Annotated in this window: 14 protein-coding genes; 12 read left to right on the forward strand and 2 right to left on the reverse strand. The window is 43.0% G+C overall.

Annotated features, from left to right (window positions below):
- Positions 1 to 140: 140 nt before the first annotated feature.
- Positions 141 to 1,427, reverse strand: a complete 1,287-nt coding sequence (bioA, locus tag CCS02_RS20285) for an adenosylmethionine--8-amino-7-oxononanoate transaminase (RefSeq protein WP_100637550.1) — start codon at positions 1,425 to 1,427, stop codon at positions 141 to 143.
- Between the two features lie 77 nt (positions 1,428 to 1,504).
- Positions 1,505 to 2,251 carry a ComF family protein gene (locus tag CCS02_RS20290; protein WP_100637551.1) on the reverse strand — a complete coding sequence of 249 codons (747 nt, stop codon included), beginning with the start codon at positions 2,249 to 2,251 and terminating at the stop codon, positions 1,505 to 1,507.
- A 77-nt stretch (positions 2,252 to 2,328) separates the two neighbouring features.
- Here CCS02_RS20290 and bioB point away from each other — a divergent pair, with 77 nt between their 5' ends.
- The 12 genes from bioB (at position 2,329) to CCS02_RS20350 (ending at position 13,981) form a co-directional block, all read left to right on the forward strand.
- The gene (gene bioB, locus CCS02_RS20295) at positions 2,329 to 3,384 is read left to right on the forward strand and encodes a biotin synthase BioB (RefSeq protein WP_072841337.1); all 1,056 of its coding nucleotides are present in this window, start codon (positions 2,329 to 2,331) and stop codon (positions 3,382 to 3,384) included.
- The gene (gene bioF, locus CCS02_RS20300) at positions 3,368 to 4,624 is read left to right on the forward strand and encodes an 8-amino-7-oxononanoate synthase (RefSeq protein ID WP_100637552.1); all 1,257 of its coding nucleotides are present in this window, start codon (positions 3,368 to 3,370) and stop codon (positions 4,622 to 4,624) included. Before bioB ends, bioF begins: the two co-directional genes overlap by 17 nt.
- A gap of 12 nt (positions 4,625 to 4,636) precedes the next feature.
- On the forward strand, positions 4,637 to 5,440 hold the full coding sequence (locus CCS02_RS20305) for an alpha/beta fold hydrolase (RefSeq protein ID WP_072841243.1): 804 nt from the start codon (positions 4,637 to 4,639) through the stop codon (positions 5,438 to 5,440).
- Complete coding sequence (bioC, locus tag CCS02_RS20310; RefSeq protein ID WP_100187072.1) at positions 5,424 to 6,242, forward strand: malonyl-ACP O-methyltransferase BioC; 819 nt, start codon at positions 5,424 to 5,426, stop codon at positions 6,240 to 6,242. The genes CCS02_RS20305 and bioC overlap by 17 nt, the downstream gene beginning before the upstream one ends.
- 3 nt (positions 6,243 to 6,245) lie before the next feature.
- A complete protein-coding gene (gene bioD / locus CCS02_RS20315; protein ID WP_100187073.1) occupies positions 6,246 to 6,923 on the forward strand; it encodes a dethiobiotin synthase in 678 nt (225 codons plus the stop codon).
- Between the two features lie 106 nt (positions 6,924 to 7,029).
- Positions 7,030 to 7,500 (forward strand): helix-turn-helix domain-containing protein, encoded by a 471-nt coding sequence (locus CCS02_RS20320; RefSeq protein WP_012071122.1) that lies wholly within the window; start codon positions 7,030 to 7,032, stop codon positions 7,498 to 7,500.
- Positions 7,500 to 8,654 (forward strand): sensor histidine kinase, encoded by a 1,155-nt coding sequence (locus CCS02_RS20325; RefSeq protein ID WP_100187074.1) that lies wholly within the window; start codon positions 7,500 to 7,502, stop codon positions 8,652 to 8,654. Before CCS02_RS20320 ends, CCS02_RS20325 begins: the two co-directional genes overlap by 1 nt.
- Before the next feature lies 1 nt (position 8,655).
- Complete coding sequence (locus CCS02_RS20330; protein ID WP_100187075.1) at positions 8,656 to 10,002, forward strand: sigma-54-dependent transcriptional regulator; 1,347 nt, start codon at positions 8,656 to 8,658, stop codon at positions 10,000 to 10,002.
- Between the two features lie 88 nt (positions 10,003 to 10,090).
- Positions 10,091 to 10,453: a flagellar hook-basal body complex protein FliE gene (gene fliE, locus CCS02_RS20335; RefSeq protein ID WP_100187076.1), complete on the forward strand. Its 363-nt coding sequence runs from the start codon at positions 10,091 to 10,093 to the stop codon at positions 10,451 to 10,453.
- A 27-nt stretch (positions 10,454 to 10,480) separates the two neighbouring features.
- Entirely contained in the window at positions 10,481 to 12,157 is a 1,677-nt protein-coding gene (gene fliF, locus CCS02_RS20340; RefSeq protein ID WP_100187077.1) for a flagellar basal-body MS-ring/collar protein FliF, read from the forward strand.
- A complete protein-coding gene (gene fliG / locus CCS02_RS20345) occupies positions 12,154 to 13,167 on the forward strand; it encodes a flagellar motor switch protein FliG (protein WP_072841251.1) in 1,014 nt (337 codons plus the stop codon). Before fliF ends, fliG begins: the two co-directional genes overlap by 4 nt.
- A gap of 7 nt (positions 13,168 to 13,174) precedes the next feature.
- Entirely contained in the window at positions 13,175 to 13,981 is an 807-nt protein-coding gene (locus CCS02_RS20350) for a FliH/SctL family protein (protein ID WP_100187078.1), read from the forward strand.
- The last annotated feature ends 4 nt before the right edge of the window (positions 13,982 to 13,985 follow it).

A 13,985-nucleotide genomic window follows, 5' to 3' on the forward strand; every position in this document is an offset into this window, starting at 1 on the left:
TGGCCTAAAGGTTGACCTACATGTGTTGGTTTGTTGTAGGTCGTGCTTTAGCGCGTCAAGGGTTTTGGTTTGGTTTAACTAGGCTTTTGACGGCCTAAAGACCGACCTACAATTCATGATTAACCTTCTGATCTGGTGGGTTAACAAGGCTCTTCACTTACTACTTGGTAGATGGCTTTAGCCAATGTTTGCACCTGTTGTTGGCTAATAACATAAGGTGGCATTAAGTAAATAAGCTTACCAAAAGGTCTCACCCAAACACCTAGTTCGACGAACTTAGGTTGAATTTCATGTAGGTTAATCGCGTTTTTTAACTCTACAACTCCAATGCCGCCAAGGCAGCGGACTTCTTTTACTTGTTCGAGTTGTTCACATGGCTCCAGCGCTTCCTTCATCCATGTTTCTAGCTGAGATATTTTTTCTGGAATATTGTATTCGCTTAGAATGGATAAGCTGGCGTTGGCAGCGGAGCAGGCGAGAGGATTTCCCATGAAGGTTGGGCCATGCATGAATACGCCACCATTGTCGCTGATACCAAGTGCCACTTTATCATTTGTTAAAGTGGCGGCCAGCGTCATATAGCCGCCTGTTAACGCTTTGCCAACGCACATAATGTCGGGACAGATATTGGTGTGATCTGTGGCGAAAAGCTTGCCTGTACGGCCAAAACCTGTGGCAATTTCATCGAAAATTAACAAGATCTCGAATTCGTCACAAAGTGCTCGAATGTGATTTAAATAATCTGGATTATAAAAGCGCATACCGCCAGCATTTTGTACAACTGGCTCGATAATAAAGCCTGCTATGTGTTGGTGATTCTCTTCAAATGTCTTACGAATTTCGTCTAGGTATTCGGCTTTTATTGGTTCGCTGAGGCCAGTTGGTGGTGGCGAGATAAAGAATTGTTGTGTCAACGCCCCAGTAAATAAATTGTGCATACCATTTTCAGGATCGCACACTGACATAGCAGCGAATGTATCACCATGGTAGCCGCTTTTAGGGGTGGCAAAAAACTGCTTACTAGGTTTGCCTTGAGTGTTCCAATATTGAATGGCCATTTTTAATGCTACTTCAACAGAAACTGAGCCAGAATCTGAGAAGAAGACGCGCTGTAAATTCTTAGGTGTAATGGCGATAAGTTTTTCTGCGAGCTCAATAGCAGGTTTGTGGGTTAGGCCACCAAACATGACGTGAGAAAACTGTGATAATTGCGCTTGGATTGCGGCATTCATAGTTGGGTGATTGTAGCCGTGAATGACACTCCACCAAGAAGACATGCCATCGATCAGTGTGCGTCCGTCGCTTAAGGTTATTTCGCAGCCCGAAGCTTTTTCGACCAGAAAATGCGGGCTGGGTTTGCTCATTGATGTGTATGGATGCCACAGAAGTTGCTTGTCTAAGTCTAGATATTCTTGATCTGTTTTCATGATGTTCACCATTGCTTTGTTGGGGGCATAGTAAACAAAGGTGTCTTCTGTGGCTAGGCTGATATCTTTGCTTATGATTAGTATTCTCTATCTGGTGTTCGGGCAATGACCCAAATATCAACTCGTTCTGCGCCAGCTTTTAAGAGTAATTTAGTGCAATTTTCTATCGTACTTCCTGTGGTCATTACATCGTCAAATAAGGCGACATGCTTGGCTATAGGTCCATCAAGTTGATAGCTACTTTGAGGGCTTTTTAGTCTCTCTTTTCGGCTTAATGAGTGCTGAGCTTTAGTATTTTTGATTTTTTTGAGTGGGTTATGTTTAGGAAGAGTAGGGCATTTTTCACCCAGAAGCTCTTTGAGGTTTTTCCTTAATTGAGTGGCCATGGCTCTTGTTTGACAAAATCCGCGCTCTTTGATTCGGCTTGGATGGCTTGGTACATAGAGTATTTGTTCTGGCCAGCTCTCCGGTGGATATGATTCGATGAGGTGTTTGCTTAATCGATACATGAGTGGTCGTATGTAATGAGTTCCTTGATTGAATTTGATGCTGTGTATCAGGGTCTTTATGATGCCTTCGAATCGATAAGGAGCAATACATGTTCGATAAGGTGGAGGGTTGGTTTGGCATTGTCCACATGAAATACGGGTTCTATGAGTTGGGCGTTTGCAGTGCTGGCAGTACTTTAGGTTGGCTGGAAATCCTTCATGGCAGGGATGGCAGAGCGAGCTCTGGCATTTTATATTGCAGACATAGCACTGATTTAAAAACAACCTCTTGTAAACCTCTGATATTTTTGTTGTTGACAGTTTTTTCCAGTCCATTAGTATTGCTCCATTAATTTTTCTGGATCGAGGATACTATGTCTTTAAGTATGTCTACAAATACGTCTGTAGCGAATATGTCTATAAACAATATGAGCGCACCGCGTTTTGATTGGACTCATGCGGAAATAAAAGCACTGTTTGATTTACCCTTTATGGATTTGATGTTTCGAGCTCAGATTGTCCATAGAGAAAACTTTGCACCGAATGAAGTGCAAGTTAGTACGCTTTTATCGATTAAAACTGGCGCTTGTCCAGAAGATTGTAAGTACTGTCCGCAAAGTGGTCATTACAATACTGAACTTGAAAAAGAAAAGTTAATGGAAGTGCAAAAGGTGCTTGAAGAAGCAGCTTTGGCAAAAGAAAAAGGTGCAAGCCGTTTCTGTATGGGCGCGGCATGGAAGCATCCTTCCGAGAAAGATTTTCCTTATGTGCTTGAAATGATTAAGGGTGTTAAATCTTTAGGCTTAGAGTCTTGTGTGACGCTAGGTTCTTTAAATGATGATCAGGCGAAGCGCTTATCAGAAGTAGGTTTGGATTATTACAACCACAACCTAGATACCTCTGCTGAATTCTACGACAGCATTATTACCACTCGTACTTATCAAGATCGCTTGGATACGCTGTCTCGTGTTCGTGATTCAGGTATCAAACTTTGCTGTGGCGGCATTATGGGCATGGGTGAAGAGCAAAAAGATCGCGTAGGTCTGTTGCGTCAACTTTCTCAAATGACACCTCATCCGGAAAGTGTGCCAATCAATATGTTGGTTAAAGTTGAAGGGACACCGCTAGAAAATGTTGATGATCTAGATACGTTTGAATTCATTCGTACGATTGCTGTAGCGCGTATTTTAATGCCTAAGTCTCATGTTCGATTGTCTGCTGGTCGACAAGGTATGAATGAACAAACTCAAGCCTTGTGCTTTATGGCGGGCGCCAACTCTATCTTCTACGGTGAAAAACTGTTAACAACGGGTAACCCCGAAGCCGATAAAGACATGGCGTTGTTTGCTAATCTGGGCATCAATCCAGAGAAGCGCGAAGAGCATTCAGATGCTGCAGTAGCTGAAGCCATTGCAGCGCAAGCAGTAAAACAAGAAGAGTCTAAGTTGTTTTATGAAGCTAGCGTCTAATACGCCGGATTGGGTGTTGGCCGCGCTTGAAGAGCGTCGCCAGCAGGACTTAATGCGTCGTACCATTACGCTAGATAGCCCTCAAATACCGCATACTAAAATATATTCTCAAGACTATACGGCGTTTTGTTCAAACGATTATCTAGGTTTGGCCAATCATCCTAAGCTGATTAAGGCGATGAATAATACCGCTGAAGCCTATGGTGTTGGCGGTGGCTCGTCTCACTTGGTGTGTGGACATTTAGCTCCTCATCAGGCGCTGGAAGAAGCCTTGGCGGATTGGCTAGGTTATGAGCGAGTCATGTTGTTTAGTACCGGTTATATGGCGAACCTTGGCGTGATTTCTGCGCTCGCGGATAAAAATCGTCCCGTAGTACAAGACAAACTTAATCATGCGTCTTTAATAGATGGCGCTTTGTTGGCACAAGCACCGTTGCGCCGTTATTTGCATGGTGATGTGGAAAGTGCGCAAAAGTTGATTGCTAGGTCCGCACCGGGTGGTTTGTTGATCACCGATGGGGTTTTCAGCATGGATGGTGATATTGCACCTTTGTCTGAATTGTCTCAGTTGGCTAATCAACATGATTGGATGTTCGTGGTGGATGATGCTCATGGGTTGGGGTGTCTTGGTGAAAACGGTAGAGGTTGTTTGGCGCTAGAGGGACTGGACGCAACAAGTTTGCCTATCTTGGTTGGCACTTTTGGTAAGGCGTTTGGAACCGCTGGTGCGTTTGTAGCGACGTCCCATGATTATGCGGATTATCTCACCCAGTTTGCTCGTCCCTATGTTTATACTACAGCCATGTCGCCAGCGATCGCAGGAGCCACTTTGGCTTCGTTGCAACTTATTCAGTCTGCAGAAGGTCAAGAACGACGAGATCGCTTAGCTCGGCATATTGCTTACTTTCGCCAAAGAGTTCAGTCGCTTCCGGTTGAATTGATGCCTTCAAATACCGCTATTCAGCCGATTGTCATTGGCGATAGTAAAGCGGCGATTCAAATTAGTGAGCAATTAAAAACTCTTGGAATCTGGTGTACAGCAATTCGTCCACCGACAGTGCCGATAGGCAGTGCTCGTTTAAGAATTACCTTAAGTGCCGCCCACTCTGATGAAGATTTAGTGTTATTATGCGATTCACTCGAAAAAGTTTTAACAGCGAAACTTTTAAACGCAAAACGTTTAAATCCAAAGCGTTTAAATCCAAAGCGTTTAAATCCAAAGCGTTTAAATCCAAAGTAATAGAGGGACAGCATGCGAGCACGTATTGAAACAGAAGCTTTTGGAGATTCGTCTAATCAGTCTATTTTTATGGTCTCTGGTTGGGCAATGCCAAAAGAGGTTATGCGTTCTTTTGCTTTGCGTCTGAGTCAGCGTTTTTATGTTGTGGTGGCGAACTTGCCAGGTATTTCACTTGATGAACAATGGATTTCTCGCTCCCGCATTGGTCCTAATTACGATATCGCTGCCTTGTCTGAACAACTAATTGAAGTTGCTCCAAGAGAAGCGTGGTGGATTGGTTGGTCTCTGGGTGGGATGGTATCTGCTTATGTTGCCGCGCGTCGTTCTAGTCGAGTGCTTGGTTTGATTACCCTGTCGTCTTCCCCGAGCTTTATTAAACGAGAAAACTGGGAGGATGCGATGGCTGTCGAGGATTTTGATGCCTTTGCCGCCTTAGTTGAGCAGTCGCCAGAAGAAGGGCTTAAGCGTTTTGTTATGTTGCAGGCTAAAGGTGCGGATAATGAGCGAGCTTTGATTAAGCAATTACAGGCTTTTTTGCCAGTTAAAACGTTGAGTCGCCCCGCTCTGATTGGCGGACTTAGGTTGTTAAAGTCGTTGGATGTGCGTCGCGAATGGTCGCTTTTGGATCTTCCTAATCTACACCTATTGGGTGGCAAGGATGCGTTGGTTTCTAGTAAATCATTAGAGCAACAAGCTGATGTAAATCCTTTGCAGCAATGTGTTGTACTGTCAAATTGTGCACATCAGTCTTTTCTTGAAGATGAAGAGACTTGTGCGCGTCATATAGAAAACTTTATCGATGCTAATAACACCTGATATATCTGCGCTTAGCTACAAACGACAGCTAGCTAAGCGTTTTGATCGCGCTTCTCAATCCTATGATTCTTATGCTGACTTCCAAAAAATTGTACTAGAGCGTCTTTTAGCGATGTTGCCTTTAAATCAGGCTGATGTCGTACTTGATCTTGGTACAGGAACAGGTCAAGCGCTCGGAATCTTGTCTGAACAATTAAATCCTAAGTGCAGCATTGCGCTCGACTTGTCGCCACAGATGTTAGCAGTGGCAAATGAGCGTTTTTCTTCTTTGCACAACACACATTATGTTTGTGCGGATGCTGAACGACTGCCGCTTCAGGATAAGTCGTGTGATTTAGTGTTTTCGAGTCTTGCTATTCAGTGGTGTCTGAGTCCTTTAGATTTGTTTAAAGAGCTTTATCGCGTTACTAAGCCCGGTGGCTATGTGATTTTTTCAACGCTTTCACAAGGCTCTATGCTTGAAATTAGTAAAGCTTGGTTTGGTTTGGATAATAAAGAACATGTTCATCAATATATGGCATCGGATGCACTTTTAGATTGTATTCGCGCCTCTGGGTTGAACCTTTTGTCCTCCCAGTTATCAGATATTTCTATGTGGTTTGATTCACCTGAAAGTGCTATTTATTCATTGAAAAAAGTGGGCGCTAGTCTGATTGCTTCTGATGGGGATCAGTCGGTATCGCCAAGTAAGTGGAAGGCATTTTTGCTTGAGTATGAAAAACAGCGGAACGAATTCGGAATTCCGTTGAGTTATCAAGTTTCGTTTGTGGTGGCTCAACGGCCTATCAATATTCAGGAGTAATGGGTGAAAAAACGTTTTTTTGTAACTGGTATTGATACTGATGCTGGCAAAACTTATGTCACCGTCGGTTTGCTGAAGGCTGCTAAGCGAGCTGGACTGAAAGCGATCGGACTTAAGCCGATTGCGGCAGGCGCAGATCGAGTTGAAGGTAATTTGCGTAATGATGACGCCTTACTTATTCAGCAGGCGAGCAGTGTCAAATTGGCCTATGAACAAGTTAATCCGGTTGTCTTAGAGGAGGCTATTGCACCTCATATTGCGGCAATGAAAGAGGGGCGTTTGGTGACGGCTTCTCGGTTAGAAGGCTTTATAAAAGGCACATTGCTTACGCCCCATGACCTTGCTTTAGTTGAAGGGGCTGGTGGTTGGCGAGTTCCATTGAACGATAGAGAGTTTCTTTCTGGCGTGGCGAAGTCTCTAGGCTTTCCAGTTATTATGGTTGTTAATATGAAGCTGGGGTGTTTGAATCATGCGATATTAACCGCTGAAGCCATTGCTCGCGATGGTTTAGTTCTTGCTGGTTGGGTTGCCAATACAGGCGCAGAGAAAATGCCTTGTTATGAAGAGAATCTAGCGAGTCTTGCAGGAATGATATCCGCGCCATTATTAGGTACTTTGCCTTGGTGTGAAAAAGAGCTTGATTCGGAGCTGGTGTTTGATGATCTGTTGCTTAAGTTGTAGTTTTTACATCATGAAATACAGTGTAAATGCTTGAAAGTAAGCGGTAACAACGCATTATAATAGAGTGACAGTGAAAGTTGCTTATTTTTAAGGTTGAGGTGGTAATGTGAAAGCTTGGTTATGCGGTCTTGATGACGAAGAAATTTCGAGTGTTTCCAGTATCTTGACCTTTATTGGAATTGAGCATGGCACCTCATTGACAGCGTTTCATTTGCCCGACTTTGTTGTGTTGGGTAAGTCTGTGCGGTCTTTTGAGTTGGATGAGATGATTCCTGTTATTTCACTTTGTGAATCAATGGATGTTGTCGGAGATTATAATGTTTGGTTTTGCCCGCTACCTTGGCGTTCTCAAACTCTTTCTTCGGTGCTTAAAGAAATAAAACAATTACATACTTTTCCCCAAGCGTCTGGTGTGAATTTGAATTTACATGTTCGCCATCTAGAAGCGCTTCTTATTCGTCAAGCTTTGGTGTCTACTCAAGGTGTGGTTTCTAAAGCTGCGCAAAATCTACAAATTCAACGTACAACGCTTATCGAAAAAATGCGTCGCTATAATATTGATAAATCGGAGTTTTAGTGACAAAAGATGAAGAAATAGCGGAGCTAAAGACCGCATTTAAAGCGTTTTCCGAATCTTCTGATGTATTGGCAAAATCCTATCTCGATCTTCAGCAAGAAGTCGTTCGATTATACGAGCAGCTGGAAAAGTCTGAGCAAGATAAGCGCCAAGAGCAAGATAAAAACCGTATCTTGGTGTTGCAGTTTCAGCAACTTTTTGAATCCATGCCAGTTGGTGTTTTGTTGCTGAATGAAGAAGGGTTGGTCGTTATGGCCAATCCGGTAGCAGATCGTCTATTCAATTTGCCATTAGTTGGCCAGTCGTGGGGATCTATTGTGCCGCTGAGCTTTCGACCTCAGGAAGACGATGGTCATGATGTGAGTATGGCAAGTGGGCGTCGTGTTCGAGTAGAAACTGCTTCACTCGGCAATGTGCCTGGGCAATTAGTGATTCTCGTAGACTTAACAGAAGCCTATTTGCTACAGAAAAAGCTGAGTCATCACGAGCGATTATCTAATATGGGTAAAATGGTCGCGGCGTTGGCGCATCAAATTAGAACGCCTTTATCTTCTGCTACACTCTACGCTGGTCATTTACAGAAGCCAGACTTAGCACCTGTTATGCGTCAGACATTTGCTAATAAGTTAGTGGATAGATTGGCAAATATTGAAAAACAAATTCGGGATATGTTGATTTTTTCCCGTAGTGAAATAAAGCTGGATGAAACCGTTGGTGTTTCAGCTTTTATCAAAGAGTTAACCAATCATTGCCAAGAGATTTGCGATCAAAAAAATATGCAACTTGAAGTATCTGGAGCCTCTTTTTTGGCGACAGATTGTATTCAATGTAATAAAGAAACATTATTAGGGGCTTTATTGAATCTTTTGAATAATGCGGTGGATGCACAATCAGCAGGTGATGCGGTGCAACTTGATTGGCGCAATAATGACGGCTATGTGACACTGACGTTCAAAGATCGTGGAGTGGGTATGTCGAAAGCGCATTTAGAGCATGTTCAAGAAGGCTTTGTGACAACAAAACAACATGGAACTGGGTTGGGCTTGATGGTTGTTAAAGCCATTGCAAGAGCTCATCATGGGCAATTTGAAATAGACAGTATAGAGGGCGCTGGTACAACCGCCAGTTTGACGCTTCCTCTTGTAAGGGTATGACATGTCTGAAGTTAAGTTATTAATTGTAGAAGACGATAAAGGTCTTGCTGAGGCGTTGGAAGATACGCTGATGTTGGCGAGTTACCAGTGCAAAATAGTGTACAGTTCTGAAGAAGCTGTGGTTGCATTGAAACATAGCTTATTTGATATGGTGATATCAGATGTGAACTTGCCTGGCATGGATGGTTATGGTTTGTTGCATCATGTTATTGATACATACCCAGAATTACCCATGATGTTGATGACAGCTTATGGCGATATTGCTCATGCAGTGGAAGCGATGCGTGATGGTGCTGTTGATTATTTATTGAAGCCTTTTCAAGAAGAAGAGTTGTTGAATGCCATAGCAAAATACACTGTAAAAGAAGCGCCATCTGCAAATCCTCAGCCTATCGCAAAAGACCCATCTAGTATTGCTTTATTAGAATTGGCAAAACGTGTTGCTGTGACCGATTCGACAGTATTGATTTGTGGCGAAAGTGGTACAGGTAAAGAAGTGCTTGCTCACTACATTCATCAGAATTCTAGTCGACCTCATGCACCTTTTGTCGCGATTAACTGCGCGGCGATTCCTGAAAATATGTTAGAGGCGATCCTTTTTGGTTATGAAAAGGGAGCTTATACAGGTGCAGTATCTTCGCAAGCAGGTAAGTTTGAGCAAGCTAATGGTGGTACTTTGCTACTGGATGAAATTACCGAGATGGATGTCGGCTTGCAAGCTAAACTGCTGCGCGTTTTGCAAGAGCAGGAAGTGGAACGTCTTGGGGGTAAAAAATCTATTCCTTTAGATGTTCGAATTATAGCGACGACTAACAGGGATCTAGCTGATTATGTACGTGACGGTGGTTTCAGAGAAGATTTGTATTACCGGTTAAATGTTTTTCCATTGCGTTGGCTGCCTATTCGTGAGCGTAAAGGTGATATTTTGCCAGTTGCTCTGCATTTACTTGCGAAGCATTCCGCTAAGATGCGAATTACGGGCGCAACGTTAAAGCCGTCGGCGCAAAGTAAGCTAGAGGCTCACCCTTGGCCGGGTAATGTTCGTGAGCTTGACAACGTTATTCAACGTGCTTTGATTTTAAGCCCAAATGCGCAAATTAATGAAGACCATATTGCGTTTGATATGATGAGCTTAGCTCCTGTAGTTGCTGAATCCATAGTGGCAGAAGATAGTGCGGCTTCAATTCTAGGTAAGGGGGTTCAGCAACATGAATTCCGTATCATTGCGCAAGCATTGGTGGATGCAAATGGCAAACGTAAACTTGTTGCAGATAAATTGGGGATTAGCCCTAGAACTTTACGCTATAAAATCGCTAAAATGCGTGAAAGTGGCATAGACGTTGATTGATTTTTGTATCTTGTTTTAATTAGCTTTATGCTAAGCTGTGTATTAACGATATGTTAAGTCGTATAAATGTGATTTTTAGGTGAATAACATGATTTCTGGTCGACCAGACATTAATCAGGTGTTGTCCCAAATGAGGGATATGCGGTCGCAGGTTCAGGCGCCGAGTCCCCCTGTGTCTAATGTTGCCAAGGTAGGCGGTGAGAGCGAAGGGAACCAGACTGTAGAGCGTGCAGATTTCGCAGAAATGCTGAAAAATGCAGTTAATAATGTAAATGCTTTGCAAAAGGAATCTACACAATTAGCCCAATCTTATGAACGTGGTGACGAAGGGGTTGATTTGCCTCAAGTTATGATTGGTCTGCAAAAATCTAGTGTGTCATTTGAAGCAATGACTCAGGTGCGTAATAAACTTGTAGACGCGTATGAAAAAATCATGAATATGCCGATTTAGGCATAATAAACCGCTTGGCGCTTTTTAATGGATAATGTCCCTGCAGAACAATCGGAGCAAAAGCTCTATTTAGAGTTAGTTACTGGCTTTAATAAGCTGACGGTGATTCGTCAGCTTGCATTAATGGTCGGTTTGGCCGCATCCATAGCAATTGGTTTGGCGGCGGTTTTATGGAGTAACGGTCCAGATTACAAGCCTGTATTAAGTAGTATTACCGATTACAATGCCGACCAAATCGTAGAAATCCTCAGTGTAAATAATATTCCTTTTAAATTAGATCAAAATACAGGCGCTTTGCTTGTTGAATCTGATTTTTACCATCAAGCTCGTCTTAAATTAGCTGGCTCCGGCATTGTTTCCGACAATATTGTTGGCATGGAAATAATGGATCAGGAGCAAGGTCTTGGTACCTCTCAATTCGTTGAAACAACGCGTTATAGACGAGGTCTTGAAGGTGAGTTAAGCCGAACCATTTCCAGCCTACAAAGCATTAAAAGTGCTAGAGTGCATTTGGCAATACCAAAGGAGTCGGTTTTTGTGCGTGATACACGAAAGCCGTCTGCTTCTGTATTTTTGGAGCTTTATCCCGGAAGGCGTTTGGATAAGAGTCAAGTAGAAGCTATTGTGAATTTGGTGGCTTCTAGTATTTCTCAGCTGAGCGATAAGGATGTCACTGTTGTTGATCAGCGCGGTACTTTGTTGACAGAAAAAGATTCTGACTCTGAATTATCTGTTGCTGGTAAACAGTTTGATTACGCTCGTAAAGTTGAAGAGGTGTTGCTGCAGCGAGTGAATAATATTCTCGGACCTGTTATCGGTCAGGGGCGTTTTAAAGCAGAAGTGTCTGCTGATGTCGATTTCACTGCTGTTGAAAAAACTAATGAGCAATATAATCCTGATTTATTAGCTTTGCGTAGTGAGCAGACCTTAAGAGAAAATAGAAGCGCAGGCACGAATGCAAGTGGTATTCCGGGAGCCTTGACTAATCAGCCTCCTGGTGCAGTGACTATTCCAGAAGCTGTAGATGAAAACGGTGCTCCAATAGGTGGGAATTCAGCAGCTAAAAACGGTCAATCTCGTGAAGAAACAACACGTAACTTTGAGTTAGATCGAAGTATTAGTTATACCAAACGCCAACAAGGTATGGTGAGACGCTTGTCTGTTGCGGTTGTTGTTGATGATTTAATGAGTTTGAATCCAGATACCGCAGCCATTGTAAGAACGCCTTGGAATGATGATGAGTTGGGGCGCTTAACCTTATTGGTTCGCGATGCCGTGGGGTATGATCCATCACGTGGTGATAGTGTAAGTGTGATTAATTCACCTTTTGCTTTACCTGATCCTGAAGAACCTGTTGTTGAGTTGCCATTCTACCAACAGGCATGGTTCCTAGGGTTAATACAACCAACATTGGTTGGTATATTTGTTCTTATCTTGTTGCTAGTGGTTGTTCGCCCAATTTTGAAAACCCTTAGCGAGCAGAATAAAATTGCGGTTACTGAAGATACTGAGGCTGCTATATTCTCTGATGAAACGGATGAAATTTCTGATGATCAAGTGTCTCTTGTTAGTGCGGAAGATATATTGGTGCCTGGTTCCCCTGAAAAAATTGATCGCCAATTAAATGCAATTCGCGGTTTGATAGCGGAAGAACCAGAGCGTGTTGCTCAAGTCGTTAAACAATGGGTAATGGAAAGCAAATGAGTGATACAAACCAAGGTACAGAATTAAGTTCGGTTCAAAAAGCAGCAGTGCTTTTGATGTCGCTTGGTGAATCTGATGCTGCGCAAATACTTAAGCATATGGGGCCGAAAGAGGTTCAGCGAATTGGTCAGACGATGGCACAACTGTCTAATATTCAACGCCATCAAGTGGAAAAAGTACTAGATGATTTCTTAGTATTGGTCGGTGATCAAACCGGTTTGGGTCTTGGTGCCGATGGTTATATTCGTAACATGCTCAGAGAGGCGCTTGGTGAAGAAAAAGCTGGCAGCTTGATTGATCGAATTCTGCTGGGCGGAAATACAACGGGCCTTGATACGCTTAAATGGATGGAATCACGTGCCGTTGCTGACGTTATTCGTTATGAGCACCCGCAAATTCAAGCAATTGTTATTTCGTATTTAGACCCAGATCAGGCAGCTGACATCTTAGCAAACTTTGATGAGCGAGTGCGTTTGGATATCGTGTTACGCGTGGCGGCATTAGAAACGGTTCAGCCTGCGGCCTTACAAGAATTGAATAACATTCTTGAGCGTCAGTTCTCTGGTAATAATTCAACACAGTCAACGACCATTGGTGGTATTCGTACCGCAGCCAATATCATGAACTTTATTGATAGTTCAGTAGAATCTGAGTTGATGGAGTCTATTCGTGATGTTGATGAGGACTTGGCAAATACTATTCAAGATTTGATGTTTGTTTTTGACAACTTATTAGACGTTGATGACCGTGGTATTCAGATCATTCTTCGTGAAGTGGAATCTGAGACCTTAATCCTTGCGTTGAAAGGTGCGGATCCAGATATGCAAGATAAAGTCTTTAAGAATATGTCGTCTCGTGCCGCGGATATGCTGAAAGATGATCTAGAAGCGAAAGGTCCAGTGCGGGTAAGTGAAGTAGAAGTAGCTCAAAAAGAAATACTGGCTGTTGCCAGACGCCTTGCTGATAACGGAGAAATTGTTCTCGGTGGCGGCGGTGAGCAGATGGTTTAGTTAGAATATGTCTGATCAAAAACAGGATAAAGGCGAGCGTAAGCTGACTGCTTATGAACGCTGGGAACTTCCTCACCTTGAGAATAATAAGCCAAATACTAGTTCTGGTCCTGCGCTTCTTATTCAGAAAAATACATCTTTTACTACTGAAGAAGTGGATGAAGACTCTTTGATTTACGAGCCTTTGACAGCTTCACAGTTAGAAGAAATTCGTTCTGCCGCCTACGATGAAGGTTTTATTCAAGGCGAAGAAGAAGGACATAAAAAGGGTCATTCTGATGGCTTCGCCAAAGGTGAAGTGGATGGTTTTGAAAAAGGCCATGAAGAGGGGCGGTCAATAGGTATTGATGAAGGCTTGGCTCAGGCAAGAGCGGAAGCTCAGATCAAGTTGGAGGCGCTTGAAGCACTATTGGCGAATGTTGTTAAAGAAATAACATTGCCTCTAGAAGAAAGCCGTGCCGCTGCAGAAAATATCTTGTACCAATCGATGGCAAGAATTATTGAGAATGTCTGCCTTTCTAAAATGACTGAAGATGGTCACCAAGTTTTAAGAGAGCAGCTTACTAGAGTATTTGATGAAATAGGTGAATACGAAGGACGAGTCCGATTACGCCTTCATCCTGCAGATGTCACTATTTTGGATGAGCTTGGAATCAAAGATCGTTTAACCATTCAGCTAGAAACAGATGACTCACTTATTAATGGCGGTTTCGTTATTGATTCCAAATCCTTCCATATCGATGGGCGAGTTGAGCAGCGGTTAGAAGCTGTATGCGATGAGCTTCGTCATCTTTCCCTAACAGAGCAGGACTAACGCT

The sequence above is a fragment of the Marinomonas sp. ef1 genome (assembly GCF_002806845.1).
Classification (GTDB): Bacteria; Pseudomonadota; Gammaproteobacteria; order Pseudomonadales; family Marinomonadaceae; genus Marinomonas; species Marinomonas polaris.

Bases quoted from the DNA above. Each gene is read 5' to 3' on its own strand.
- CCS02_RS20330 (WP_100187075.1), top strand. From the start codon at position 8,656: ATGTCTGAAGTTAAGTTATTAATTGTAGAAGACGATAAAGGTCTTGCT.
- CCS02_RS20350 (WP_100187078.1), top strand. From the start codon at position 13,175: ATGTCTGATCAAAAACAGGATAAAGGCGAGCGTAAGCTGACTGCTTAT.
- fliF (WP_100187077.1), top strand. From the start codon at position 10,481: ATGGATAATGTCCCTGCAGAACAATCGGAGCAAAAGCTCTATTTAGAG.
- bioC (WP_100187072.1), top strand. From the start codon at position 5,424: ATGCTAATAACACCTGATATATCTGCGCTTAGCTACAAACGACAGCTA.
- fliE (WP_100187076.1), top strand. From the start codon at position 10,091: ATGATTTCTGGTCGACCAGACATTAATCAGGTGTTGTCCCAAATGAGG.
- fliG (WP_072841251.1), top strand. From the start codon at position 12,154: ATGAGTGATACAAACCAAGGTACAGAATTAAGTTCGGTTCAAAAAGCA.
- bioB (WP_072841337.1), top strand. From the start codon at position 2,329: ATGTCTATAAACAATATGAGCGCACCGCGTTTTGATTGGACTCATGCG.
- CCS02_RS20305 (WP_072841243.1), top strand. From the start codon at position 4,637: ATGCGAGCACGTATTGAAACAGAAGCTTTTGGAGATTCGTCTAATCAG.
- bioF (WP_100637552.1), top strand. From the start codon at position 3,368: ATGAAGCTAGCGTCTAATACGCCGGATTGGGTGTTGGCCGCGCTTGAA.
- bioA (WP_100637550.1), bottom strand. From the start codon at position 1,427: ATGAAAACAGATCAAGAATATCTAGACTTAGACAAGCAACTTCTGTGG.
- CCS02_RS20290 (WP_100637551.1), bottom strand. From the start codon at position 2,251: ATGGACTGGAAAAAACTGTCAACAACAAAAATATCAGAGGTTTACAAG.